The sequence below is a fragment of the Conexibacter sp. CPCC 205762 genome (genome assembly GCF_030646155.1).
Taxonomy (GTDB): Bacteria; Actinomycetota; Thermoleophilia; order Solirubrobacterales; family Solirubrobacteraceae; genus Conexibacter.
On sequence record NZ_JAUTDN010000017.1, the window covers coordinates 76,246 to 99,244 of the forward strand.

Here is a 22,999-nt window from a genome sequence, read left to right on the forward strand (position 1 = left end):
TGTCGACGGCTCCTTGGGGGACGGGCGAGGTCGGGGGTCCATGCCCGTCCGGAGCGGTGCGTCGCGCGGCCGGACGTTGGGAGGCGCCGAGGTCGGTCGGCTCGTCCGGCCATATGTCGGGATCGTGGGAGGTCGTGCCATCTCCTACGTCCTGGTGTGATATTGCGCGCTCCGCTTGCGAGGTGCAACCCCGGGGATCGGTGTCATACGCTGCTCATACAGCCTGCAAAAGTTGTCCAAAGCGGCACATACCTCCGTACCGGAACATCGCGGCGTCAGTCGCAATAGAGTCGGCTCCATGTCAACGGACACGCAGCAGGAGACGCGGCTGCACGGGGGCCGGCTGATCGCCCGCCGCCTCAAGGCCCATGGCGTCACGAAGCTCTTCACGCTCTCGGGCGGCCACATCTTCCCGATCTACGACGGCTGCCGTGCCGAGGGCATCGACATCGTCGACGTGCGCCACGAGCAGGCCGCGGCGTTCGCCGCCGAGGGCTGGGCGAAGGTGACGCGCACACCCGGCGTCGCCGCCGTCACCGCCGGCCCCGGCGTCACCAACGCGATCAGCGCGATCGCCTCTGCGCAGTCCAACAACTCGCCCGTGCTCGTGCTCGGCGGCCGCGCGCCGGCGCTGCGCTGGGGCCGCGGCTCGCTGCAGGAGATCGACCACGTGCCGTTCGTGCGGCCGTTGACGAAGCTCGCCGCGACGCCCGACGGCACCGCCGAGATCCCCGGCCTGGTCGACGAGGCGCTCGCCGTCGCGATGGCGCCGCACTCCGGGCCGACCTTCCTCGACTTCCCGATGGACCACGTCTTCAGCGAGGCGGAAGAGCCGGACAGCAGCGCGACGCTGGCGCAGCCGTGGCGCGGCGCCGGCGCCGACGGGAACGCGATCGAGCGTGCCGGCGCGCTGCTGGCGCAGGCCGAGCGGCCGGTGATCATGGCCGGCACGAACCTCTACTGGGGCCACGGCGAGGAGTCGCTGAGAGCGCTCGTCGAGCAGCTCGGGATCCCGGTCTTCCTCAACGGCCTCGCGCGCGGCTGCGTGCCGGCCGACCACGAGCTGTTCTTCTCGCGGGCGCGCGGGGCGGCGCTGAAGGGCGCCGACGTCGCGCTCGTGATCGGCGTGCCGATGGACTTCCGGCTCGGCTTCGGCGAGTCGTTCGGCGCCGACACCGAGCTGATCGCGATCGACGTCGCGGAGCCGATACGAGAGCACCCGCGCACGGTCGCGGCGGAGCTGTACGGCGCGCTGCCGGCGACGCTCGACGCGCTGCGCAGCGCGGCCGCCGGCGGCCCGGACCGGACCGCCTGGCGTGAGCAGCTGCGCGCGGTCGAGGTCGAGAAGCGCGCGGCCGAGGCGGCCGAGCTGGGCGACGAGCGCGCGCCGCTGCACCCGATGCGCGTCTACCAGGGCATCGCCGACGTGATCGACCGCGACGCGATCATCGTCTGCGACGGCGGCGACTTCGTCTCCTACGCGGGCCGCGTCGTCGACTCCTACGAGCCCGGCTGCTGGCTCGATCCGGGGCCGTTCGGCTGCCTCGGCACCGGCCCCGGCTACGCGCTCGCGGCGAAGCTGGCGAGACCGGAGAAGCAGGTCGTGCTGCTGCTCGGCGACGGCGCCTTCGGCTTCTCGGGGATGGAGTTCGACACGCTCGCCCGCCACGGCGTCGACGTCGTCGGCGTGATGGGCAACAACGGCATCTGGGCGCTGGAGAAGCACCCGATGGAGTTCCTCTACGGCTACTCGGTCGCGGCCGAGCTGCGGCCCGCGACGCGCTACGACGAGGTCGTCAGAGCGCTCGGCGGCCACGGCGAGCTGGTCGAGCGGCCCGAGCAGCTGAAGCCGGCGCTGGAGCGGGCCTTCTCAGCTGGCGTTCCGGCGCTCGTCAACGCGCTGACCGACCCGACGGTCGTCTATCCGCGCAAGAGCAACCTCGCGTAGCCGCGTGCTCGGCGCCGCGCTCGCGCTCGGCGCCACGCGCGGACGCGACTCGCCGGCTTGCTGGTGAATCGATTTAGCGCGTTTTCGGCGGTTTTGCTGGGGTTTTTCTGAGAAACGCGATACGAAGGCGTACCCAAAAAAGAGGAAACCGCCCGCATCGTGCGGACGGTTTCCTCGAAGTGGCCCCATCAGGACGGGCAGGGGTACGTGCCTTGAAAGGGCCTTTAGGTGGTCCAGACGGCGGGAGGCGCCGTAGAAACGGCTTCGCCTGGACCTATGGGTCGGGCGAACGACTCGCTTGCACGAACCCGTTGCCCGACAGGCCGATATTGCCCGAGTGGTTTGCACTCAAACAATCGAACATCCGTCCATACGTAGTTCTGTGCTGGACGTTGTCGGGTAGGGGAAACCGAATGCCCGCGTCAGCTGGCACGCGCCCGCTCAAGCAGCGCTCCATGCAGAATATCGTGCTCTGAGACTTCAACCCGCCTGATTTCGAAGAAACGAAGCACTTCGATCAGGATCACGACGCCGGCGACGATCGTCGGGGCGCGATCGGGGTGGAGGCCGGGCACCGCACGGCGCTGTTCCAGCGGCAGCTGCGCGAGGCGCGCGAGCTGCAGCTCCGCCTCGCCGGATGAGATCACGTAGCCGTGCACGCGGGCCGGGTCGTACGGCTCCAGCCGCTGTGCGATCGCCGCCAGCGAGGTCGCGGTTCCGGCGACGCCGATCGCGTGCCTGGCCGCGTCACGCACCGCGACCGGGATCTGCGCGTGCAGGATCGAGCGGACGTCGTCGGCGAGCGCCTGCAGCTCGCTCGGCCGCGGCGGGTCGCCGCGCAGGTGGCGCTCGCTCTGGCGCACGACGCCGAGCTGCGTCGAGACGAAGAAGTCGACCTGGCCGTGGTGGCCGACGACCAGCTCGGTCGAGCCGCCGCCGATGTCGAACACGAGCAGCGGCGTGCGGTCCTGCGGGTCGCGGCCGTGGGTCGCGCCGAGAAAGGTCAGCCGCGCCTCGCGCTCGCCGGCGATCGTGTGCGCGTCGAGGCCGTAGCGGTCGCGCACCGCCTGCGTGAAATCGGCGCCGTTGGCGGCGTCGCGGACGGCGCTGGTGAGGACGGCGATGCGGCCGTCGGCCGGCACCTGCTCGGCGTCGAGCGCCGCCCGGTACGCGTCGAGCGTCGCGAAGACGCGCTCCATCGCCGCGTCGGAGAGGCGGCCGCTGGCGTCGACGCCAGCGCCGAGATGGGTCACCTGCGAGCGGCGGTCGCGCTCGGCGATGCGGCCGCTGGCAGGGTCGACGTCGGCGATCAGCAGCCGCGTCGAGTTGGTGCCGATGTCGACGACGCCGAGCCGCATGGGGTGGTCAGTGGGCGGCCGGCGCGTCGCGCGGGGCCGGGACGGCTTGCGGCAGCAGCTCGCCGGCGAGGCCCGCGAGCAGGTTGTCGGCGACGATCGCGGTCATCCGCGAGCGCGTGCGCGTGGTGGCCGAGCCGATGTGCGGCAGCACCAGCACGTTCGGCGCCTGCAGCAGCGGATGGTCGGCCGGCAGCGGCTCCGGGTCGGTGACGTCGAGCGCGGCGCCGCCGATCTCGCCGGCGTGCAGCGCGGCCGTCAGCGCCGCGGTGTCGACGACCGGGCCGCGCGCGGTGTTGACGAGGATCGCCGTCGGCTTCATGCGGGCGAGCGCGTCTCTGTCGATCAGGTGGCGGGTCGAGTCGTTGAGCGGCACGTGCAGCGAGACGAAGTCGGAGCGCTCGAGCAGCTCCTCCAGCGGCGTGCCGCCGCGGCTGGTCGTTCTGAGCACGGTCATGCCGAAGCCCGCGCCGCGCCGCGCGACCGCCTCGCCGATCCGCCCGGCGCCGACGATACCGAGCGTCGCCCCGCCGACGTCATGGCCGAGGTACTCGCCCGGCTCCCACGTGCCCCATCTGCCGTCGAGCACGACCTGCCGCGTCTCCGGCAGCCGCCGCGCGGCCGCCAGCAGCAGCGCGAAGGCGAGGTCTGCGGTCGCGTCGGTGAGCACGTCCGGCGTGTTCGACACCGCCACGCCGCGCGCACTGCAGGCGGCGACGTCGACGTTGTCGTAGCCGACCCCGTAGTTGGCGACCGTTCTCAGCCGCGGGCAGCGGTCCAGCAGCGCGCCGTCGACCCGGTCGGTCAGCGTGCAGCCGAGCGCGTCAGCCTCCGCCGCCCGCTCCGCCAGCTGCTCCGCGGTCGGCGGATCCGCCCCGTCCCACACGTCGACCGCATGGCCGGCATCGCTGAGCCGCTGGAGCGCGTCGCCCGGAAAGCGCCGCGTGACGAAGACCTGTCCCATGCGCCCGCATCCTACGCGCGCACGCGCGCGTCTGACCGCGCGGAGCCCCGCGCGCCACCGCACGGCTTCTCAAATCCGATTGCGCTAGAATCTCTAGTCCGCCGCGGGGTGGAGCAGTCTGGTAGCTCGTCGGGCTCATAACCCGAAGGTCGCGGGTTCGAATCCCGCCCCCGCTATACGAAAGCCGCCTCTCGCCAGGCGGCTTTCGTCGTTCTGGGGCGGGTTGGCTGGCGGCTCGGTTGGGCGGGAGTACCAGCCGGGAGTACCAAACGGCTCAGGCTACGAGCGGGTCCGCTGTATGAACCAGCGGCCGTACTTTCGAGGGGGCCGCTGGTCGGAGCCGTCGATCTGTCCGGCACGGAGTCGGTTGCGCAGTGGCAGTCCCGGTCGGGATCTGCTGTCTCTGAGGATCCCGGCGGCGTCGAGCCATCTGGCTGCGGGGACCGCGGCAACTTCTCTGAGTCTTCGTCTCCGGAGTTCGCGTTGCAGAGCGGCGTTGATCGCAGCCAGGTCGGAGCGCATGCTGCATCTTGAATCAGGAAAGCGGAGCGAGCAAGTCGCCGTGGGCGGCACCCGAAACTCTGACCCAAATCAGCACCCGAATCCAAGAGATTCGGCTGTGAGATTCGGGACTTGCTCCGTGCTCCCCGACGAGATCGCCCGTCCTTCCTCGACCAACCACATGAAGATGAGGTGGGTTCGGTGGGACGGGAGACAGGTCGGGAGCACGGAGCAAGTCGGAGACATGGAAGATCGGAACGGGTGCAGGAGCAGGAGCAGTTTGGGCTCAAGCAGCAGGAGCGATGTCAGGAGGAGGCCAAGGGGGATGGGGTGGAAAGCGAGGCCAAAGCACATCGGGCGGTCGGATCTAGACGAAAAGTTGTTCGCACAATCGGGGGTCTGAACTGGATAGACAGGTAGAGGGGCGTACTGGGCGCGCCTGGATATCAAGGAGTGGGCGGCATGGATTGGACGCCCGAAGTTGGACGGGACGGACGAGGTCGACGGCCGATCACACGGGAGGACGTGATGACGGCTGCGGAGGTCGCTGAGGTGTTGGGGATGCCGGTGTCGACGGTCTACGAGTTGGCTCGCCGCCGCGAGCTGCCGTCGGCGCGGCTGGGGCGGACGGTACGGTTCTTGCGCGCGAGCGTCGAGGAACGGTTGCGTGGCTCGTGAGAGCCGCGTGGGCGCACGCCGCGCCGGGCTATGCGGCGTTGCTGTAGATGATCGTCTCGTGGATCTGGGTGCCGAGTGCGTCGGCGACGTCTTGGAGGCGGTCGAGGCCGACGCTGGTGTAGGCGGTCGCCTCCCAGCGCTGGATCTGCTGCTCCGCGACGCCAAGGCGCTCGGCGAGCGCGCGTTGAGTGAGTCGGGCGGCGATGCGTGCTTCGATCAGTGCGGTCGGGAGGTCGCGCAGCGAGTCGAGGTCGCGGCCAGTGACGTGTCCGTCGCGAAGCTGCTCGTAGCGATGGAGTTGGGCGCGCAGCTCGTCGGCCTGGCTGGTGAGGGCGTTGCCCATCGCGGCGTGGATGAGCGGGTCCACCCCTGTGCTGGGCTCGCGAGTCGAGTGAGTGGTGGCGTCGCGCTCGAAGCGCTCGAGTTCGGCCTTGGTGATGCGGTACTGGCGTTCGTTCGTGATCACGGGAGGTCTCCCAGGTCGATGGCGATGATCCCCTTGGACTGGCCGCTGTCGCGGTCGCGTTGGAAGAAGTCGAGGAACGTGGTCCCTGCCGGCTCCGCGGCCGTCTCCGCCGGGAACAGCTCGCCTCCGTACCGCTGCTTTTGCGCGGCGCGGAGATCGCTGAAGTCGAGCAGCTCGCGATCGAGGCGCGAGGCATCTACGCCGGCGACTTCCCAGCAGGCGTCGAAGTCGCCGGGGTGCTCCTTGGACGTGACGAAGCTCCCGTCGAGATATGCCATACGGCATCCGGCACTTCTCAGCGACCGGAGTGCGTCGAGTAGGCCGTCCAGGAGACGCTGACGATGGCTTGTGACGCCGAAGCGGTCCGTGATCTCCGGCCAGCTCGCGGCGTGGACTCCGGCAGGCAGGTTCCCTCGTGTGTCGAAGTTAGGGATCACAACACAATTCTAGCGTTGTGTTGGTACAACCGGGAAGAAGGAGCAAGGCGTCTCATCTCCTCCGCTGGAGTGCGCTCCTCTACTTGACCCCGCGCACGAGTTTTTCGACGGTCACGCCAAGTCCTCTGGCGAGCTTGGCGAGGACGCGAATGCCTGGGTCGCGTTCGCCGCGTTCGATGCGTCCGACATCGGAGAGCGAGAGGCCGGCCGCATTGGCGACGTGCTCCTGCGTCAGGCCGCGCTCGGCGCGGGTCGTTCTGACGTTGGTTGCGAGGCGTTCGACCGGTCCTTGGCGGGGCACGACTCGACCTCAGCCGATAAGGCCGATAGGCTCTAGAGCTAATAAGCCTTATCGCCGACCGAGTGATCGGTCGAAGGTCGCCATGTAAGGGGGAACGAATGGGCATCGCCAAAGGGCCGGACAGCGCCAGACTGGGATGGGCGGTCCGCGTCTTGCGTGCCGAGCGCGAGCTGTCCCAGGAGAAGCTCGGGCGCGCCGCTCGGCTGCATCGCAACTACGTTGGGGCGATCGAGCGCGGGGAGATCAACCCGACGTTTCGCGTCCTGCTTAAGGTCGCTGGCGGGTTAGAGATGCCGCTCTCGGAAGTCGTGGCGCGCTATGAGAAGGCGCCCCCGCGTGATCGGATGCGGCGATGACGTCGCGACTTACGGTCCGGGCAGTCGATCGCAGCCGACGTCTCGAAGACGCGAACTGGCTCTACGAGGTCGAGGTCCCGATCGGGGTGCGGGTTAGAGCCGGCGGTACTGGAACCGTCATGGTGCGGTGCAACGAACTGCTGGCCGCGCAACTTGACGACGCGATCAGGCAGTTGGACTCGCCGCGGGACGCGATCGGCGACACGTTCACGGTCGTCGGCCCAGGGTGGATTCTCGCGCGGCTGGCCTACGTCGCGCTGGTGCGCGCGACGGCCGCGCTCGGTGCCGATCTCGTTCGCGCGGACGCCGGCAAGCTGATGCTGATGTCGATCGAGCAGCGCGGCGCGGCGATCGAGGAACTCCTCGACGAGTTCGAGCAGATAGACGCCACCGACGCTAGATGGCGATAGCCGGCTGGGTCTAGTCGGGCTGGCGTCGGACGAGATCCTCGACCTCGACGCCAAGGCCGTGCGCCAGCTTCGCCAATACGCGCACGCCGGGATCTCGTTCGCCGCGCTCGATGCGCCCAACATCGGACAACGCAAGGCCAGCAGCGTTGGCGATCTGCTCCTGTGTCAGGCCGCGCTCGGCGCGCAGCCGGCGCACGTTCGCGGCAAGGAGCTGCACCGGCTCGCGGGAAGACATCGCCGGATCCTGCTGAATGAGGCTTATCAGCTCTAGAGCTGATAGGCCTCATCACTTGGTCAGTCGACGACGATGACCCGCTGCGCCTTCGGTTTGTTGACTCCGGGATCCCACACGAACGCGCCAATTCCCAGGCGTGAGCGCCGTACGAGTGTCGGAGCGACAACAATTGCGGCCGGACGTTCGATACCGACCGCGTGGTTGTGGGCTATGTCTCGAAGGCTAGACGTGTCCGTTCCGCTGAGATGGGGTGCCCCGGAGGGATGGGTGTGCCATTCGCCGACCAGGTAATTCTCGCCGCTGCTCTCTGCGATGACGCGGTCGATCTGTCGTTGCAAGTCGTACGGATCGGGCACGAACCGAAAAGCTCTGCGAGTGCTTCTTCCAGCCGCTACACCGCAACGAACAACGACCACGCCTTCCGCCGCGAGGTATCCGAACAGCGCTCCGCCTGTTTCCAGCGCAGGTTGCCTCCGAGCTTCGCGCAAGATCGCTGCTCGCGCTGATCTCCGTATCCAGACTGGCAATGAGTGAGCTAGAGGTCGTGCTCGCGCGGAAGGGATCCGAGTTGTACATCGCCCGAGTAATCGAGTCTCACGATAAGCCAGTCATGGGCAAACTGCTGAGAGGGCGTCGTCGACAGCACTCCGGCGGCGATGCGAACTGCGCGGATCGCGAGTTCTGCTGGCTGAAAGGGTGCACACGACACAGCGGGATGAGAGCACGAGTATGGCGTGTAGTTCGATGAGGTCTCCTCGCTCCGGTCGGGCAACTCTGGAAGGTCGAGAAACTGATCAAGGTCGCCGGTCGTCGGACCGCGGACGAACACGTATCCGTATCTGCCCTGTTCGAGCAGCGCGCAGCGCAGGATCGGAACGCCGACCTGAGCCGAGAGATCGCCCAGAAGGCGGCCGACAAGGACTTCTCCGGTCGAGTCAACAACCAGGTCTGACTCGCGGATGAGGTCAGCCGCTGCATCGACTGATCCGGGAACGCCTCCGACCAGAATCTCATGTGCCTTGGCGCTACAGAACGGCTGGTGGGCATTGATGAAGGCCGCGGTCGCGCTCGCTTTCTTCTCGCCGAAGTAGTCGGCGGGGAGAACGTGCCGGACGCCATTGTTGACGTCGTAGCGATCGTGGTCAACCAGGTTCATGAGTCGAACACCTGCCTGCGCCAGCTGCATCGCGACCATGGAGCCGACGCTCCCGGCTCCAAAGATCGTCACGCGGGCGTCGCCCAGCTCGACGAGCCCTCGCCGGCGAGCGCTGCGCTCCACCATGGAGAGCGCCTGGGTCGATGCGAACTGCAACGCGACACCATCAAGGCGTGCGAACGACCACGCGCGACGGGTCTGATTTCTCGTCGGACCCTCTTCGAGATATGTGATCGCATGCCAACGCTGTCGCGCTCGGTCACGCTTTCTTGGCACTCGCTGGCGGGAGGCAACGGCAAGGAGATGTCGTTCCGCACGCCGGATTCCGTTCAGGTCTCGGACAGTCCCCAGGTCGGACCATGCAACATCGACGCTGCTCTGCTTGTCAAGGTGAATCCACGAGGGGCGGGCTTCTGTGGCGACATCCAGCTTCACGCCCTTAGCTGTGACTGCGGTGACGAGCCAACGATCACGTCTGCCGCTGAGGTGGTGCAAGCGCAACCTGCCTGCTTCGGCTCCGAGCGTTGCCCGAAGCAACGTCGCAGGAAGCAACATGACGGGAAACCCGGGCTCAGAGAGGTACGCGGACGCAGGCTCCGCCATATCCGCTTCATCGACGCGCGAGGCTCCTGCGGTATCTGCGTCAAGGAGGCCTTGAAGGTGTTCGAGCAGCTCCACTATTGTGCGCTGGGGGCTCCACCATGGCGCATCCGTACGATCGAGACAGAAGCTGCCATCTCTGCTCGGAACCTGATGACGCTGCAGGAATGGCGCGGGTGAGCTGATTTCGGGCGGGAGCCAAGGAAATCCGTCCCCGATGCTGATCGTGATCTCAACTGGATCGAGATCGTGCTCCATCTCGCAGGTCCAGACTGTCAGTCCGACAGCGACATGTTCGCTCAGGATCTCGATTCCTGCAGCTGCGAGTGCGGCTCGCTCCTCGGCGAGCCGCACTTCGAGCCTGTCTCGAACGTCGTTCAGGCCCACTGGCTGCGTGGTGCCTCTTGGGACGTACGCGGACCGACCGCCGGCACGGGAAGGCTTGCCTGCTGCTCCTCGACAACGGGGAAATCAGACCCCAGCAGTCTGCTCCACAACTTCGTGCTGGCAGATGTGGTGTTCTCCGCCTCGGCCTTCTCTGCAGCTTCAGCGGCGTTCTCCACGACTCTCCGAAAACGCTGATAGTCCGCGTCTGGCCAAGATGCCGCGAGGTTCTCGTCTTCTAGCACCGGGTTCCCAACAGTCGGTGCGCTCAGCGGGTAGAAAGCGAGGTCGTTGCTGACGCCGCGGAGGGCTGCGACGACTCGGGCGGCGTCGCTGCTGTAGGTGCCTGTCGTCTCGGCGTTGATGTGATTCGCGATCATCACCTGCAGCGTGATGCTCTTGACCGCAGAACGGGCACTCTGGTTCTCGTCACGCCAGCGCTTGAGGATCTGCACGACGCGGATGTACGCGGCACCCTGTCTTCTGGCCCATCTCGTGTACTCGGCGGGCGCGGTCGCCTTCCAGTCGCCGGCCGCAGGCTTCGGAACTTCGAGCGGCGCCACGGTCAGCAGCCAGTAGGGGCGGGCTGGGACGACATCCACGTGGAACGCGACGGTCTCGCTATCGGCGGCATACTCGAGACGGACGCACGGCCGCTCACCCGAATGATCGCGCTTGATGTGTTCGCCGTACCCGCACGAACGCAGTGCTCTGCGCATCTTGCTGAGGGCGTCAGCGGGAGTGAGGTCCTGGAAAGGTCCGTTGACGACAAGGTCTACGTCGTACTCGCCTCCGCGACTCGGCGCGGGCTTGACGGCCGAGCCGTTGGCGAAGGAGCCTTGAAGAAAGATATTTCGCTCGGGAATCTCGAAGTGCTTCGCGAGAGCAGAGGTGAGACCGCTCGCCGCACTTTCGATGCGTCCGACTTGTCTGTCGCTAAGTTGGAGCTTGGAAACGAATGTTCTGAATTGTGCTGAGCACACCATGCGATAAAGCCTTTCGGGTTACCTCCACCCCTCGGGGGGTCTGAGGCTGATCGACGTAACTGTGATTGCGACCTTCATTTCCTGTTCCTGAAGTAGAGGACGATGGATGGGATGACCAAGGACGACCGGAGGTGGAGGCGCACATCGGTCAGGAAGCGCGACGCCGCCGCGTTGATGTCTCTGGGATGAGCCTTGATGCCATGTGTGGCGGACGAAGGCGCTTGACCCGGCGTCTGCCACGCCGAACTGATGAGAGGCAAGCATTCACGTTTCACATGGTCGACAAGGGTGCAGTAGCTACGGGCGAGGTAGACGGACTCGGAGGCAAGCCAAGCACGGTGGTGGTTGATGCGTTCTTGGAGATCGTGCATCCGCTCGATCAGATCGTTCTGCTGCTCGGCACTGTTGTCGCGGCGACGAATCCGATACAGGCATTCCTGCCACGCGAGGGCGTCGCGAAATGCGTCGCTGTACAGCGCCCGGCGTCGTTCACGAGGTCCGCGAATGGTCGCGGCGACGGTGCTGGCGACGGCCGCGGTCCCGGCGATCGCCGCTGCACCGACGGCTGGTGCCCAGTCACTGGGGGAAGGAATCGCCAGAAATGCCTCGTAGAACATGTACATACAGCTCACGGGCTGTAGGTATAGGCAACGCTCCGGACGGAAAAGCTCCACCCCATTTGGGACGTATTAGTGAGTGGGGCGGCCCTTGGCCAGAAGACTGCGACTATGCCGCAGCGAGGAGCCGGTAGCGGCCCGTACGTCTGCCGACGGCTTCTACCGCCTCAGAGCGGCTGATCTGCGCGAGAAATGTCGCGAGCGGGTCTCGGCCGGCGACGGTGAAGTTTTCCTGCAAAAGCAGTTCGAACCAGTCGCGGTAGTGAATGGCGTCGCCTGGGCGGTGATGCTTGGCGAAGACGTCAACGGCAATCTCTCGGAGCCGCTGTCCACGAAGTGCGCCGTCGAGGTGGTCGATCGTGGCCTGGGGGGAGATGCCGAGCGCTTCCGCGAGCGATCGAAGGAGACGTTCGTCGGACTCGACTTGGTCAGCTGCGAGTTCGGCCAGCACCCGAAGCCGGGTAGCGCGCTCGCGCCCCCGCTCGAGCCGGAGAAGCATCTGGTCGTACTCTTGGCGCAGCGACTCTGTGAGCGTGAGATCGGCGTCATCCACAGAGTTATGTTCTCTGGCGCGGCGGACGGATCTAAACATGCTGCAAAGTGGCCTTCGGCACGGTTGTCTCGTTCACCTGGAACCGATGCCATGTGCCGCATTCATCGCCGCGACCGCGTCCTCGTCGAGCTTGGAGTGGAGGTAGCGGTTGGTGGTCGTCAGGCTGGCGTGGCCGTAGAAGTCGCGGATGGTGATGAGGGGGACGCCGTTGCGGGCGAGATCGGAGCCGGCGGCGTGGCGGAGGCCGTGGAGGCGGATGGGGCGGAGGTCGGCGGCTGCGGCGGCGCGCTTGTAGCCGCGGCGCAGGGCTGAGCCGTCGAGCCGGTCGCCGAAGCGGTTGCAGAAGACGTAGTCGTCGGGTGAGGTGAACTCCGGGCGCTGGCCGAGGCGGGCGACTGCCTCAGCTGCAGGGCGGGCGACGGGGACGTCGCGGGGGCGGCCGGACTTGGGCGGCTTCTCGATGCCGGCGCTCACGGCTCTGTCGACGGTGACGATCGCGCCGCTGAGATCGGCGAGGAAGCGGACGCTTCTCCAGCGCAGCGCGAGCAGCTCGCCGAGGCGCAGGCCCGAGTAGAACATCAGCGCGAACGCCGCCGCGTCCTGGCGGTCCTCGGCGGCCTGGGCTGCCTGCTCGTCCGGGCTCTCGACGACGGGACGACCTCTGTAGTGGCGCGGGGCGCGATGGCGACCTTGCTCGCACACGCGCACGAGCGCCTCGATCTCGTCGCGCTCGTAGTGGTCGAGCGGGGCCGGCGGCGGCTGGCGGCGCTTGTCGGTCTCAGTCACCGGGTTGCGTCTGAGGAGGTCGCCGTAGGTGTCGGAGCGCATCGCGTAGTTGAAGATCGCGTGCAGCAGCTCGCGGTACTTGTTGACCGTCTTCGGGGCGATCCCGGATCTGTCCAGCTCGCGCAGGAATCTCGACACGTCGCGGGTCGTGACCGCCGCCGGCGGCACGTCGCCGAAGCGGGCCATGATCCGACCCGGCGAGACGCCGGCGCCGCGCTTGTGCGGCGCGCCCGGCTCGCGCAGCAGCGCCTCGTTGTCGCGCAGCGTCGACGGCGCGCCGCCCTTGACTTCCCGCCGCCACTCGAGCCACTCGTGCGCGACGCGGCGGAAAGTGACCGCGGTGGCGCGCGCACGCGCCGCAGCATCCTCGGCTCGCTCCTGCTCGACGCGCTCGACCAGCTCGGCCGCGGCGACGTGGACAGTGCGCTCATCGAGCCAGCCGGCCGGCGTCCGGCCGCGACGTCTGCGCCAGCCGGCGCCGTTCACGCCCCTCTCGACCCACGCGCGCCCGAGCCGGCGCTTCACCTGGCGGCCGTCGCGGTCGCGCCACTTCGCCTCGTAGAAGGCAGTCTCGCTCTGCTGCGAGAAGGCGATCACGATCGCTGGCACGACGGCGCTCATAGATCGTCAGGCTACACCGCCCGAGCGCCGCGAGTACCACGGGAATCAGCCACGAGTACCAGCATGCCAGCGAGTACCAGCGCGAGTACCAAACGAGGCAGATCGCCGATGACTGCTGACGATGGCCACTTCGAGAACCGCAGAGAAGGCGGGGTTCAGCGGCGATGCTTCGGGCTCATAACCCGAAGGTCGCGGGTTCGAATCCCGCCCCCGCTATATACGAATTCCCCGACCGGTCCCTTCGATGGTCGGGGTTTTTGTTTTTCTGGGGTCAGCTCCGGTGCGATCGTGGCGGCAAGCGTGAGCGTCCGGTTGGGCTTGTCGTAGGCGACGTTCACGTCGAACGCCAGAGCGATCCGTGTCGAGCTTGCGCGGCTGGCCGCGCGGCTTGACGCGTAGCCCGGTCTCGTTCGACCAGGGGTGCATGGCGCCGTACAGGGGTGCATGGCGCCGTACAAATGTACGGTATGATCGATGCATGGCCACCAAAGTGGAGCGAGTCGAGGCGCGGCTGACCGGCGAGCAGCGTCGTCAGATCGAGCAGGCTGCCGCGCTTGCCGGCGAGTCGGTCTCGTCGTTTCTGGTGCTCGCAGCGCTGGAGCGTGCTGAGGCGGTGGTCGTCGAGCAGGTGACGACGGTCGTTCCGGCCGCCTACTTCGATCGCCTCGCGGCGTCGCTTGACGAGGTCGATGAGATGCCTCGACTCGCACGCGCGGCGAGAGCGGCCAGAGGCCGCAAGCGCATCTCGGCGGCGTGAGCTACCGGCTGACGCCGCTCGCCGCCGAGCACGACCTCGACGGCTTCGACTCGGGCCAGCCCGTCCTTGACGACTGGCTCCGCGCCCACGCTCGCACCGCGACCGGCCAAGGCACTCGCACCTACCTGCTGCTCGACTCCGGCTCTGGCGCCGTCATCGGCTTCTTCTCGATCGCGCCGCACCTGCTCGCACGCGACGAGGCGCCGAGACGGATCGGCCGCGGCGCGCCGGCGCGGATCCCGGCGATCCTGCTCGCCAAGCTCGCGCTCGACCGCCGCCTCCACGGCCAGGACCTCGGCGCCGAGCTGCTCGTCCACGCGCTCACCACGATCGTCACCGCCGCTCGCTCCGCCGGCGGCCGGCTCGTCATCGTCGACGCGATCGACGACGACGCCGCCGCGTTCTACGCCGCACACGACTTCACCCCCACGCCGCGTAACCCGCATCGCCTCGTCGCAAAGCTCAGCTCGATCACGAACGCGCTCGAGCTGGAATGGCCGTGAGGGTTCGACCTGGCCCACGCACGTCAGCGGCAGCAGCTCGCCGCCGTCAGGTCGCTGCGGTGACCGCGACGGCGGGCGCGGTGATCACGGCGCGCGAGGAGCTGCGATCGGCCGTCGTCGCGAGCTGGATGTAGCGGGCGGCGAGGAGGCAGGCGATGAGGCCGGTTTCGTAGGCGCTGAAGCCGAGTGCGAGCAGCAGCGGTGCCAGCAGCGAGCCGCCGCCGACGCCGTAGATGCGGCCGACGGTGCCGATTGTCAGTGCCAGCGCCCAGTTGCGGGAGGCATGACTGCGGGTAGCTCAGCGGCGGTAGCCCCGATCGACCGAGGAGCGTGCGCGATGGCCAGAGATCACGGACCGAGCGTGAAGAACGACGAGCAGTACGAGGGCTTGCGCAGAAAGGGCATGAGCAAGGCGCGGGCCGCGCGGATCGCGAACTCGCCTGGTGCATCGAGACGCGGCGGCGAGGCGTCGGGCAGCGGCATGAGACGCAACGCCACGAGACAGGGTGGGACCAAGGCGCAGAAGGCGGCTGCCGGACGCAAGGGCGGGAAGGCGAGCCACTCCAGCTGACGCGCCCCTGAAGGCTGCTCGGCCGGCGAGCGCAGATGAGAGCGGCGCTGCTGAACTGCACGCTCAGAAGATAGTCGGCGCCGTCGAACACGGAGCTGCTGCTGTCGGTCGTGCGCGCTGAGCTGGAGCGCGGCGGCGTCGAGACCGTCAGCTTCCGCGTCGTCGACGAGCAGGTGCTGGAGGGGGTCGCCTCCGAGTCGCAGGGCGAGGGCGACGGCTGGCCGGCGATCCATGACGCGATCGTCGCGTTGGCCTCCTGCACGATGCTCTCGACGAAGTGCCGCAGGTCGCCCGAGGCCTCCGCGTCGACCCGCGCGACGACGATTCGGTGCTTCTTTGAACGTGACGCCCTCCCAGCCGCCGCCGGCATGCTGGAGCTGGACCAGCACCGCTTCTGCACGGGCGCTCCAGCGCTTGGACGACGCGCCCGTCCGGTCGACCGACAGCTCGCCGTCAGAGACGGTCGCCGTCGACCAGTCGATCTCGCGTCGTTGTCCGGTATGGAAGACGGAATCGCGATGCAGGGAGCGCGTGAGGCGCTCAGGCGGCGGCGCCGGTCGCCGTCGCGCCCAGCGCCGAGCCGCTGTGTGCGAGCGGCGGCGTCTGTGCGTCGGCACGGGTACGCAGCCCGTCGAGCAGCTCCATCAGCGCCTCGGTCGCAGTGTGCCGGGGCGTCCATCCGAGCTGCTCGCGGGCGCGCGTCGTGTCGAGCAGCGGGACGCCGAGCGCGAGGTCGATCCAGCCGGGCGACGACGGCTGCAACCGCAGCCGCCATGAGACGTCGGCGAGCGCCCGGAGCACGCCGCCGCGCAGCGGGACGAGCCGCGCGCCGAGCAGCTCCGCCAGCAGCGGCGGATCGATCGCCGGCTCGGCGGCGATGTTGAAAGCGCCGCGCGCGTCGTCATCGAGCAGCGCCAGCCGGTAGGCGTCGCCGACGTCGCGCGAGTGGACCGCCTGGAAGCGCAGGCGGGCGACGTCGGGCACGACCGGGATCAGCTCTCTGCGGATCAGTTGCGGCGGCAGCAACGGCCCGATGAACAGCCGCCGGATTCCCGTCGCCGCAGCGCGCTTGAAGATCAGGCCGGGTCGCAGCCGAACGACGCGCACCTGCGGCTGCTCCTGCTCGAAGCGGTCCAGCAGCCGCTCGACCGCCGCCTTGTGCCGCGAGTAGAAGGAGCTCTGGATGCCGTCGGTCGGCCATGATTCGCTGACGCGGCGATCCTTCGGTCCAGGCGAGTACGCGCCGACGGAGGAGGCGTAGACGAGCGTGTCGACGCCGGCGGCGGCGATCGCCTCGAGCAGTCTGCGCGTGCCGTCGACGTTGGTGGCGCGTGTGACGTCCTCGTCACGGCCGGGCTGGATCTGCCAGGCGAGGTGGATCACCGCGTCGACGCCGCGCAGCACGGGAGTCAGGTCGTCGCGCGAGACGTCGGCGACGTGGAACCGCACGCGCGGATCGAGCTGCTGCGCCGGCCGTCGCGCGATCGCGACGATCTCGTCGATCGCCGGCTCTTGCGCGAGTGCGGCGAGCACGCTCGTGCCGACGTTGCCGGTCGCTCCGGTGATGGCGATTCGCATGCGCGGCAAGCTGCCCGGCACACAGGGGGCGAAACACGACCCCCAGCCCTTCCCGCCGACGGCCTGCGTCAGCATGAGCGCGCCGCGCCGGCCGACGAGCGCGACGACCGCTGGCTCCGCGGCGAGCCTGACGCCAGGGCTCGAGCACGACCTTGAAGCAGCCGTCCTGCTTCTGCTGGAAGATCTCGTAGGCGTGCGGGGCCTGGTCGAGCTGTCGCGGGAACGAGCAGACCAGCCGAGGCCTGGCGAGCGACGCGGCCGACGAGCCGACCGAGCGCCGCTCAAGCGCTCCGTGCCTGCTTTCGCAGCGCGTCGCGGACGGCGGTCGTCGTGCCGGTTGCAGCACGGCGACGGGCCGGGGGGACCTCGTCCGCGATCGGATTGCCGAGCGCGCGCAGGTAGCCGCGCACGCGGCCGTTCGTGATCGTCGTCGCGTGCTTGACGCGCTTGGAAGACGTGGATGCCATGTCGAGGTCCCCTTTCCGGTCGCGGGTCGATGTCGTTGCTGCCCTTCGACCGCTACCCGGTGGGAACTCACCCCATGTCGTCGCGTCGCGGCAACGGGCGCGTTGCCGGGCCGGCGAGCACCTCGCCGTCGATGCTGAAGCGGGAGCCGTGGCAGGGGCAGTCCCAGCTGCGCTCGGCGGCGTTCCAGTGGACGAGGCAGCCGAGGTGGGTGCAGCGCAGCGAGACGGCGTGCGGCTCGCCCGCGTCGTCGCGGTAGACGCCGGCCTTGCCGAGGCCGGCGCGGACGACGCGAGCCTGGCCGGGCGGGACCTCCTCGGCTGACGACGACTCCGCCGGCGTGAGACGGTCGCCGATCAGGTGGGCGCCGACCCACAGCTGCGCTCTCGCCAGCCTCGGCGCGGCGCTGACCGTGACGCGGTTGGGGTCGAGCAGGTCGGCGAAGCGGCTCTGGCGGCCGGCGATCAGATCGGCGACGACGCGGGCGCCGGCGGTCGCGTTCGTCATCCCCCACTTCTGGTGGCCGGCGTTGACCCACAGGTGGCGTGAGCGCGGCGCGTAGCGGCCGGCGTACGGCAGGCTGTCGACCGGCATCCCGTCTTGCGTCGACCAGCGGTACGGGATCTCGGCGACATCCCAGTGGTGGCGCGCAAACCGCTCCAGCGCCTGGTAACGCGCAGGGCTCGCTTCGTCGGCGCCGACGAGGTGCCCTTCGCCGCCGACCAGCAGCCACGGGCTTCCGTCCTGGTCTCGGTACGCGCGGATCGAGCGAGTCGGCTCGCCGGCGCTGATCGCCATCGCGCGCGGCAGGTCGGCGGTGTCGCGCAGCCGCGCGGCGACGAGGTAGGAGCGGGCCGCTTCCGTGCGCGCGAAGAAGAGCCCGCGGTCGAGCAGCGGATAGTTGGTGCAGACGACGACGTCGCTCGCGCGAATCGTGCGCCCGTCGTCGGTCGTGACCGTGCACGGCGCGCCCTCCTCGACCCCGACGACCGCGGACTGCTCGAACAGGTGGCAGTCGTCGCCGGGGATCTGCGCGGCGAGCGCGCGCACGTAGCGGACGGGATGAAACTGCGCCTGACCGTCGAGCACGACCGCGGCCGGCACGTCGAACGGAAGCGGCAGCGCCGTGCGCGCGGTCGTCGTGCGCACCGGCAGCCCGGCAGCGCGCGCGGCCTCAGCGGTCTGCTCGACCGCCTCGACCTGTCGTTCGTCGAGCGCGTATGTGACGTCCGGCAGCCGCTCCCAGCCGCAGTCGATCGCGCGCTCACGGACCTCGCGCTCGATCCAGTCGAGCGCGGCGATCGACGCGGTCGCGTAGGCGGCGACCGCATCCGCATCGTGACGCCTGCGGATCTGCGACAGCTTCGTCTGCTGCAGCGCGCTGGCCTTCGCGGTCGTGAATCCGGTCGCGCCGCCGGCGATCCGGCCGCGCTCGATCACGGCGACGCGCGCCCCGTCGCGCTTGCACAGCAGCGCGGTCGTGATCCCCGCGATCCCACCGCCGATCACCGCGACGTCGACGGTCAGCTCCTGCGGCGGCTCCACCGCGGCGGGAAGTTGGTCGGCGGCGCTGTCGGCGAGCCAGATCGAGTCGTGGGCGGTCTCCATGACCCGCCCGCTACCCGTCTGCTGAGGACTCGACGCAGCTCAGGCGAGGAAGCGCTCCGCCAGCCACCCCGGCACGGCGACGATCCCCCCGCGCTCGTGTGCGATCGTGCGCTGACGGGCGGCGCCGCCGTCGCGCAGCAGCGCGCGAGCCTGCTCCAGCTGCGCGGCCGATCCGAGCCGCGCGGCCGCTGGAGCGACGGCGTCGATCAGCGCCGCGATCCGCTCGCGCGCCGGAGCCGGCGCGCCTGTCGCGAGGTCGGCGAAGGTCGCGTCGAGGCCGTCGCGCAGCGCCGCCCAGCGGTTCTCCTCGATCCGCCACGTCGGCGCGACCGGCAGCGGCTGGCCGGCGTCGAAGCGGTCGGCGAGGGTCGCGACCAGCGCTTGCGTGAGCGCGATCACGCCGGCGGCCTCGGCGACCGTCGTCTGCGCGTCCGGCACCCGCAGCTCGAGCGTGCCGAAGGCCGGGTGCGGGCGCAGCTCCCACCACCACATGCGCGCCTGCGGCACGCCGCCTGCGGCGCTGCCCCAGCGCAGCTCGGACGCGAACCGCTCCCAGCTCTCCAGCGGCGGCGGCACGCCCTGCCGCGGCAGCTGCGCCGAGATCGTCGGGCGGATCGACGCCAAGCCGGTGTCGATGCCGGCGTGGAAGGGCGCGTTGGCGGCGAGCGCGGCGAGCTCGGGCAGGTGGCTGCGCAGCGCGTCGTGGACGGCGAGGGTGCGGTCGGCGCCGCCGACCGCTACGTGGATCTGGAGGCCGGCGACGAGCTGGCGTCGCGCAATCGTGCGGTACTGCGCCTGCAGCAGCTCGTAGCGCGCGCCGCAGTTGAGGATCCCTTCGACGGCCGCGGTCGGATGGACGCCCGCGGCAGCCGGCAGCGCGAGACCGTCGGCGGCCGCGACGAGGTCGCGGCGGGCGGCTGCGAGCTGGTCGACCGCCTCGGCGGCGGTCGCGACCGGCACGGTCACGATTTCGAGCTGGGAGGCGGGCAGCTCCGGCTTGAAGCGCGCATCGCCCCCAAGCCGCGCGAGCACTGCGCCAGCGACCGGTGCGAGGTCGTGCGTCGCCGGGTCGAGCAGCATCGTCTCCTCCTCGACCCCGACGGTGAGCCCGGCGGCTGCGTCGAAGCGGCGGCGCAGCGCGAAAGCATCCAGAGGCGTGGAGAGGTCGGCCGTCATCGCCGTTGAACTGACCGTTGCAGTCGAGCCTCAACCCGACGAGCCGGTTTGGGCTGTGCGACGAACGTGTAGCTGGCCGACTATGGCGACGACCGTCACGCGTCCACCGGGTCCCCGCGAGATCGCGCTGCCGACACCGCGCGGCCCGCTCAGCGAACGCCTCTTCAACACGCTGCTCGAACCGCCGGGGACGCCGCTGCTGCGACACGCCGGCGAGCTGCTCGTCTGCTCCGCCCAGCCGCTGACCGACGAGGACGTCCAGCTCGCGCTCTACGTCAGTTACGAGCTGCACTACAGCGGCATCCGCGGCGTCGATCCCGGCTGGGAGTGGGATCCCGCTCTGCTCGCCTTCCGCACCCAGCTCGAGCACCCGTTCGAGGCGGCCGTCTGCGCGGCGGCGGGACGCGGGAACGGCGCGGTCGACCCGGCGCAGGTCGGCGCCGCGCTGCAGGAGCTCGTCGCCGCCGACGAGGGACCGCCCCTCTCGCGCTGGATCGAGACGCGCGCCGACCGCGAGCAGATGCGCGAGTTCATGACCCACCGCTCCGCCTACCAGCTCAAGGAAGCGGATCCGCACTCGTGGGCGATCCCGCGCCTGTCCGGCGCGCCGAAGGCGGCGCTGGTCGAAATCCAGACCGACGAGTACGGCGGCGGAGATCCTGCCCGCGTCCATGCCGTCCTGTTCGCGAAGGCGACGGCCGCCCTCGGCCTCGACGCGACGTACGGCGCCTACCTCGAACGACTGCCCGCGATCACGCTCGCGACCGTCAACCTGATGTCCCTCTGCGGCCTGCACCGGCGCCTGCGCGGCATGATCGTCGGCCACCTCGCCGCGTTCGAGATGACCTCCTCGCTCCCCAACCGCCGCTACGGCAACGCGCTGCGACGGCTCGGCTTCGACGCGGACGCGACCGACTTCTTCGACGAGCACGTCGCCGCCGACGCGGTCCACGAGAACATCGCCGCCTGGGACCTCGCCGGCGGTCTCGCCGCCGCCGAGCCGCACCTCGCGCCCGAGATCCTGACGGGCGCGCGCGCCCTGCTCGCGCTGGAGGCGCAGTGGGCTCGCCACCTGCTCGGCGCCTGGGAGCGCGACGGCAGCTCGCTGCGACCGGCCTCACCCTGAGCGCGAGACCGACGGCGGCAGGTCGCCATGCTCCGCCGCGCCTGCCGCTCTGAAGCCGATCAGCTTATGAGTGCCGTCGCAGAACGGCCGGATCTGGGACTTGCCGCAGCGGCAGAGCGCGACCGTTCTGCGCCCGGCGGCGATCGGCGTACCGTCCTGGTCGGTCAGCTCGAAGTCGCCACGCAGCAGATACGGACCGTCGCGATAGGGAGTGAGGCGCGCTCTCCTCGGCATGCCCGCCTCGCTACCCGCATCGGCCCAGCTCGACGCAAGCGGCGAACCCTTGGCCGCCAACGGTCTGCAGCGCCTGCCAGGACGCCGCAGCGGGGAACATCGGCGCCCAAGGCGTATGCATATGTTGGCGCGGAGACGGGAACGTGCTCGAACATGCAGACCGCCGCAGAACGACGATGGCCCCACTCGTCCCGATCGGTCCGAGCCGCTGCTCGCGGAAGCCTCGCGGGGCTGCGGGGGCTCGTCAGGGAGGCTGGTTGGCGTGCCGACTGACCCCGAGCGACACCGACGCGCGCAGGAGACTCACGAGCGCGCTGCCGAACGGCATGCGCAGGCGGCAGATTTCTGGGAATCGAGAGGCGACAGCGAGCGCGCGGAACTCGAACGCCGACACGCGAGACAGGAGCAGACTGCGGCGACACTGGAGCGCGATCATTTCGCACTTGCCGAACGACGAGCAGCGACGTCGGAAGGTACCCACGAGCCGCCGAGCGCCGTCTGAAGACGATCCCGCACCCACGCCGCCGATGCGCGCCGGCACGTCGACCGCGGCGCGCGCTGCGGGGGCCGACCGCGCTCGGCAGTTGCGCCTGAGCCAGGTCAGTCGTCGCGACCGGAGCCGGGCTTGGCCATGCCGCGGTGCATCTGCGCCTTCGCACCGTCGGGCAGGACGCGGCTCGCGGCCGCCTGCGCTTTTGTCCTGAGCGACGCGCTGACAACGCGCTCGTCGCCGTTCATCAGTGCCTCGAAGCCGTCACGCGCGACGTCGGCGGGATCGTCCTTGTCGCCTGAGCCGACCTTCGTGTCGAGCATCTGGGCGCGCTCGAAGAACTCGGTGTCGGTCGGGCCCGGCATCAGCGCGGTGACGGTCACGCCGCTGTCCTTCAGCTCGTTGCGCAGCGCCAGCGCGAATGACTGCACGAACGACTTCGAGGCGTTGTAGACGGCCTGGAAAGCGCCCGGCATCGTCGAGGCGATCGAAGAGGTGAAGAGGATCCGCCCCTCGCCGCGTGGCTCCATCGACTGCACGACGTGCTTTGCGAGATGGACCGTCGAGCGCACGTTGAGGTCCACAATCTCTGGTGAGGTCGACGACGACAGCGTCGACGCTCGCGCCGAGCGCTTCCAGCTCGCGCTTCGCGTCGGCCAGGCGGCCATTCTCGGCGGCGATCACGAGGTCAAAGTCATGGGCCGCGAACTGCTTTGCCAACTCGCGCCCGATGCCGCTCGATGCGCCCGTGACGAGCGCCAGCGGTCGAGGTTCTGCAGTAGAGGTCTCCATGCTCGCTCAACTGCCCGACGCCGATCGGCGAAAACAGCAGGCGGTCGACCCGCGGGTCAGCATCCGCGTCCGCAACGATCCGCAGCGCAGCAGGTCAGCAGAGCGCAGCTGCGCAGTCGCGAGCGTCAACACGCCCGGAAAAACTAGAAAGGCAGATTTTTGGTCTGAATTCGCGTGACGCGGGCAGTCGACTCTCTCGGAAATGGATTCCAACCACAACCGCAGGGGGTTAGTGTGAAGGACGCTTTGACCGATTTGATCTCGTTGGAGACGCTCGACAGTGACGGCGCGTTGCGCGAGCAGGAGGCTGCGGTCGCCGGCGACACGCGCGCCGACTTGTTCCGC

Annotated in this window: 25 protein-coding genes, 2 tRNA genes and 1 pseudogene; 10 read left to right on the forward strand and 18 right to left on the reverse strand. The window is 69.2% G+C overall.

Features of this window, described 5'->3' with window-relative positions; genetic code table 11:
- Positions 1 to 298 precede the first annotated feature (298 nt).
- Positions 299 to 1,948, forward strand: a complete 1,650-nt coding sequence (locus Q7L73_RS14935) for an acetolactate synthase (RefSeq protein ID WP_304690528.1) — start codon at positions 299 to 301, stop codon at positions 1,946 to 1,948.
- A 422-nt stretch (positions 1,949 to 2,370) separates the two neighbouring features.
- Here Q7L73_RS14935 and Q7L73_RS14940 read toward each other — a convergent pair whose 3' ends face one another.
- Both Q7L73_RS14940 and Q7L73_RS14945 read right to left on the reverse strand, forming a co-directional pair.
- On the reverse strand, positions 2,371 to 3,306 hold the full coding sequence (locus Q7L73_RS14940) for a Ppx/GppA phosphatase family protein (RefSeq protein ID WP_304690529.1): 936 nt from the start codon (positions 3,304 to 3,306) through the stop codon (positions 2,371 to 2,373).
- A 7-nt stretch (positions 3,307 to 3,313) separates the two neighbouring features.
- Positions 3,314 to 4,267, reverse strand: a complete 954-nt coding sequence (locus Q7L73_RS14945; protein WP_304690530.1) for a D-glycerate dehydrogenase — start codon at positions 4,265 to 4,267, stop codon at positions 3,314 to 3,316.
- Between the two features lie 102 nt (positions 4,268 to 4,369).
- On the opposite strand from Q7L73_RS14945, the gene Q7L73_RS14950 reads away from it, so the two are divergent.
- Positions 4,370 to 4,443 (forward strand) — tRNA-Met (locus Q7L73_RS14950).
- Between the two features lie 853 nt (positions 4,444 to 5,296).
- Entirely contained in the window at positions 5,297 to 5,446 is a 150-nt protein-coding gene (locus Q7L73_RS28750; protein WP_370552391.1) for a helix-turn-helix domain-containing protein, read from the forward strand.
- Between the two features lie 28 nt (positions 5,447 to 5,474).
- Here the strand turns inward: Q7L73_RS28750 and Q7L73_RS14955 are convergent, their stop codons facing one another.
- The 3 genes from Q7L73_RS14955 to Q7L73_RS14965 form a co-directional block, all read right to left on the reverse strand.
- Positions 5,475 to 5,912 carry a helix-turn-helix transcriptional regulator gene (locus Q7L73_RS14955; protein WP_304690531.1) on the reverse strand — a complete coding sequence of 146 codons (438 nt, stop codon included), beginning with the start codon at positions 5,910 to 5,912 and terminating at the stop codon, positions 5,475 to 5,477.
- Entirely contained in the window at positions 5,909 to 6,190 is a 282-nt protein-coding gene (locus tag Q7L73_RS14960) for a hypothetical protein (protein WP_304690532.1), read from the reverse strand. The genes Q7L73_RS14955 and Q7L73_RS14960 overlap by 4 nt, the downstream gene beginning before the upstream one ends.
- Positions 6,191 to 6,428: 238 nt before the next feature.
- On the reverse strand, positions 6,429 to 6,650 hold the full coding sequence (locus Q7L73_RS14965; RefSeq protein WP_304690533.1) for a helix-turn-helix domain-containing protein: 222 nt from the start codon (positions 6,648 to 6,650) through the stop codon (positions 6,429 to 6,431).
- A gap of 98 nt (positions 6,651 to 6,748) precedes the next feature.
- Here Q7L73_RS14965 and Q7L73_RS14970 point away from each other — a divergent pair, with 98 nt between their 5' ends.
- Together Q7L73_RS14970 and Q7L73_RS14975 are read left to right on the forward strand one after the other, a co-directional pair.
- Positions 6,749 to 7,006 (forward strand): helix-turn-helix domain-containing protein, encoded by a 258-nt coding sequence (locus Q7L73_RS14970; protein WP_304690534.1) that lies wholly within the window; start codon positions 6,749 to 6,751, stop codon positions 7,004 to 7,006.
- Positions 7,003 to 7,416 carry a hypothetical protein gene (locus tag Q7L73_RS14975; protein ID WP_304690535.1) on the forward strand — a complete coding sequence of 138 codons (414 nt, stop codon included), beginning with the start codon at positions 7,003 to 7,005 and terminating at the stop codon, positions 7,414 to 7,416. Before Q7L73_RS14970 ends, Q7L73_RS14975 begins: the two co-directional genes overlap by 4 nt.
- A gap of 10 nt (positions 7,417 to 7,426) precedes the next feature.
- On the opposite strand, the gene Q7L73_RS14980 is transcribed toward Q7L73_RS14975, so the two are convergent.
- The 7 genes from Q7L73_RS14980 to Q7L73_RS15010 form a co-directional block, all read right to left on the reverse strand.
- Positions 7,427 to 7,651, reverse strand: a complete 225-nt coding sequence (locus Q7L73_RS14980) for a helix-turn-helix domain-containing protein (RefSeq protein WP_304690536.1) — start codon at positions 7,649 to 7,651, stop codon at positions 7,427 to 7,429.
- Positions 7,652 to 7,710: 59 nt separating this feature from the next.
- A complete protein-coding gene (locus tag Q7L73_RS14985) occupies positions 7,711 to 8,178 on the reverse strand; it encodes a Mov34/MPN/PAD-1 family protein (protein WP_304690537.1) in 468 nt (155 codons plus the stop codon).
- Between the two features lie 8 nt (positions 8,179 to 8,186).
- Entirely contained in the window at positions 8,187 to 9,794 is a 1,608-nt protein-coding gene (locus Q7L73_RS14990) for a ThiF family adenylyltransferase (RefSeq protein ID WP_304690538.1), read from the reverse strand.
- A complete protein-coding gene (locus Q7L73_RS14995; RefSeq protein WP_304690539.1) occupies positions 9,785 to 10,777 on the reverse strand; it encodes a hypothetical protein in 993 nt (330 codons plus the stop codon). The genes Q7L73_RS14990 and Q7L73_RS14995 overlap by 10 nt, the downstream gene beginning before the upstream one ends.
- A gap of 74 nt (positions 10,778 to 10,851) precedes the next feature.
- Positions 10,852 to 11,394, reverse strand: a complete 543-nt coding sequence (locus Q7L73_RS15000; RefSeq protein WP_304690540.1) for a hypothetical protein — start codon at positions 11,392 to 11,394, stop codon at positions 10,852 to 10,854.
- Positions 11,395 to 11,503: 109 nt separating this feature from the next.
- A complete protein-coding gene (locus Q7L73_RS15005) occupies positions 11,504 to 11,947 on the reverse strand; it encodes a hypothetical protein (protein WP_304690541.1) in 444 nt (147 codons plus the stop codon).
- Between the two features lie 72 nt (positions 11,948 to 12,019).
- Positions 12,020 to 13,354, reverse strand: coding sequence for a tyrosine-type recombinase/integrase (locus Q7L73_RS15010; RefSeq protein WP_304690542.1), 1,335 nt, complete (start codon positions 13,352 to 13,354; stop codon positions 12,020 to 12,022).
- A 147-nt stretch (positions 13,355 to 13,501) separates the two neighbouring features.
- Between Q7L73_RS15010 and Q7L73_RS15015 the strand changes: the two genes are divergently transcribed.
- From Q7L73_RS15015 to Q7L73_RS15030, 4 genes are all read left to right on the forward strand, one after another.
- A tRNA-OTHER gene (locus Q7L73_RS15015) sits at positions 13,502 to 13,570 on the forward strand.
- Positions 13,571 to 13,832: 262 nt separating this feature from the next.
- Entirely contained in the window at positions 13,833 to 14,111 is a 279-nt protein-coding gene (locus Q7L73_RS15020; protein WP_304690543.1) for a DUF1778 domain-containing protein, read from the forward strand.
- Positions 14,108 to 14,614, forward strand: a complete 507-nt coding sequence (locus Q7L73_RS15025; protein WP_304690544.1) for a hypothetical protein — start codon at positions 14,108 to 14,110, stop codon at positions 14,612 to 14,614. The genes Q7L73_RS15020 and Q7L73_RS15025 overlap by 4 nt, the downstream gene beginning before the upstream one ends.
- 337 nt (positions 14,615 to 14,951) lie before the next feature.
- On the forward strand, positions 14,952 to 15,185 hold the full coding sequence (locus Q7L73_RS15030) for a hypothetical protein (RefSeq protein WP_304690545.1): 234 nt from the start codon (positions 14,952 to 14,954) through the stop codon (positions 15,183 to 15,185).
- Positions 15,186 to 15,725: 540 nt separating this feature from the next.
- Here Q7L73_RS15030 and Q7L73_RS15035 read toward each other — a convergent pair.
- From Q7L73_RS15035 to Q7L73_RS15050, 4 genes are all read right to left on the reverse strand, one after another.
- Complete coding sequence (locus Q7L73_RS15035; RefSeq protein WP_304690546.1) at positions 15,726 to 16,763, reverse strand: NAD-dependent epimerase/dehydratase family protein; 1,038 nt, start codon at positions 16,761 to 16,763, stop codon at positions 15,726 to 15,728.
- Between the two features lie 281 nt (positions 16,764 to 17,044).
- On the reverse strand, positions 17,045 to 17,230 hold the full coding sequence (locus Q7L73_RS15040) for a hypothetical protein (RefSeq protein WP_304690547.1): 186 nt from the start codon (positions 17,228 to 17,230) through the stop codon (positions 17,045 to 17,047).
- A 67-nt stretch (positions 17,231 to 17,297) separates the two neighbouring features.
- Entirely contained in the window at positions 17,298 to 18,836 is a 1,539-nt protein-coding gene (locus Q7L73_RS15045) for an FAD-dependent oxidoreductase (RefSeq protein WP_304690548.1), read from the reverse strand.
- Between the two features lie 39 nt (positions 18,837 to 18,875).
- Positions 18,876 to 20,012, reverse strand: a complete 1,137-nt coding sequence (locus Q7L73_RS15050; RefSeq protein ID WP_304690549.1) for a YbdK family carboxylate-amine ligase — start codon at positions 20,010 to 20,012, stop codon at positions 18,876 to 18,878.
- A gap of 82 nt (positions 20,013 to 20,094) precedes the next feature.
- Here Q7L73_RS15050 and Q7L73_RS15055 point away from each other — a divergent pair, with 82 nt between their 5' ends.
- Positions 20,095 to 21,138 (forward strand): iron-containing redox enzyme family protein, encoded by a 1,044-nt coding sequence (locus Q7L73_RS15055; protein WP_304690550.1) that lies wholly within the window; start codon positions 20,095 to 20,097, stop codon positions 21,136 to 21,138.
- Here Q7L73_RS15055 and Q7L73_RS15060 read toward each other — a convergent pair.
- On the reverse strand, positions 21,130 to 21,372 hold the full coding sequence (locus Q7L73_RS15060; RefSeq protein WP_304690551.1) for a CDGSH iron-sulfur domain-containing protein: 243 nt from the start codon (positions 21,370 to 21,372) through the stop codon (positions 21,130 to 21,132). The genes Q7L73_RS15055 and Q7L73_RS15060 overlap by 9 nt on opposite strands.
- A gap of 600 nt (positions 21,373 to 21,972) precedes the next feature.
- A pseudogene (locus Q7L73_RS15065) lies at positions 21,973 to 22,654 on the reverse strand (SDR family NAD(P)-dependent oxidoreductase).
- Positions 22,655 to 22,999: the final 345 nt, after the last annotated feature.

What these genes read in the sequence shown, in the direction of transcription:
- Q7L73_RS14935 (WP_304690528.1), top strand. Translation starts at nt 299, where the DNA reads ATGTCAACGGACACGCAGCAGGAGACGCGGCTGCACGGGGGCCGGCTG.
- Q7L73_RS14940 (WP_304690529.1), bottom strand. Translation starts at nt 3,306, where the DNA reads ATGCGGCTCGGCGTCGTCGACATCGGCACCAACTCGACGCGGCTGCTG.
- Q7L73_RS14945 (WP_304690530.1), bottom strand. Translation starts at nt 4,267, where the DNA reads ATGGGACAGGTCTTCGTCACGCGGCGCTTTCCGGGCGACGCGCTCCAG.
- Q7L73_RS28750 (WP_370552391.1), top strand. Translation starts at nt 5,297, where the DNA reads ATGACGGCTGCGGAGGTCGCTGAGGTGTTGGGGATGCCGGTGTCGACG.
- Q7L73_RS14960 (WP_304690532.1), bottom strand. Translation starts at nt 6,190, where the DNA reads ATGGCATATCTCGACGGGAGCTTCGTCACGTCCAAGGAGCACCCCGGC.
- Q7L73_RS14970 (WP_304690534.1), top strand. Translation starts at nt 6,749, where the DNA reads ATGGGCATCGCCAAAGGGCCGGACAGCGCCAGACTGGGATGGGCGGTC.
- Q7L73_RS14975 (WP_304690535.1), top strand. Translation starts at nt 7,003, where the DNA reads ATGACGTCGCGACTTACGGTCCGGGCAGTCGATCGCAGCCGACGTCTC.
- Q7L73_RS14980 (WP_304690536.1), bottom strand. Translation starts at nt 7,651, where the DNA reads ATGTCTTCCCGCGAGCCGGTGCAGCTCCTTGCCGCGAACGTGCGCCGG.
- Q7L73_RS14995 (WP_304690539.1), bottom strand. Translation starts at nt 10,777, where the DNA reads ATGGTGTGCTCAGCACAATTCAGAACATTCGTTTCCAAGCTCCAACTT.
- Q7L73_RS15000 (WP_304690540.1), bottom strand. Translation starts at nt 11,394, where the DNA reads ATGTTCTACGAGGCATTTCTGGCGATTCCTTCCCCCAGTGACTGGGCA.
- Q7L73_RS15010 (WP_304690542.1), bottom strand. Translation starts at nt 13,354, where the DNA reads ATGAGCGCCGTCGTGCCAGCGATCGTGATCGCCTTCTCGCAGCAGAGC.
- Q7L73_RS15020 (WP_304690543.1), top strand. Translation starts at nt 13,833, where the DNA reads ATGGCCACCAAAGTGGAGCGAGTCGAGGCGCGGCTGACCGGCGAGCAG.
- Q7L73_RS15030 (WP_304690545.1), top strand. Translation starts at nt 14,952, where the DNA reads ATGGCCAGAGATCACGGACCGAGCGTGAAGAACGACGAGCAGTACGAG.
- Q7L73_RS15035 (WP_304690546.1), bottom strand. Translation starts at nt 16,763, where the DNA reads ATGCGAATCGCCATCACCGGAGCGACCGGCAACGTCGGCACGAGCGTG.
- Q7L73_RS15040 (WP_304690547.1), bottom strand. Translation starts at nt 17,230, where the DNA reads ATGGCATCCACGTCTTCCAAGCGCGTCAAGCACGCGACGACGATCACG.
- Q7L73_RS15045 (WP_304690548.1), bottom strand. Translation starts at nt 18,836, where the DNA reads ATGGAGACCGCCCACGACTCGATCTGGCTCGCCGACAGCGCCGCCGAC.
- Q7L73_RS15050 (WP_304690549.1), bottom strand. Translation starts at nt 20,012, where the DNA reads ATGACGGCCGACCTCTCCACGCCTCTGGATGCTTTCGCGCTGCGCCGC.
- Q7L73_RS15055 (WP_304690550.1), top strand. Translation starts at nt 20,095, where the DNA reads ATGGCGACGACCGTCACGCGTCCACCGGGTCCCCGCGAGATCGCGCTG.
- Q7L73_RS15060 (WP_304690551.1), bottom strand. Translation starts at nt 21,372, where the DNA reads ATGCCGAGGAGAGCGCGCCTCACTCCCTATCGCGACGGTCCGTATCTG.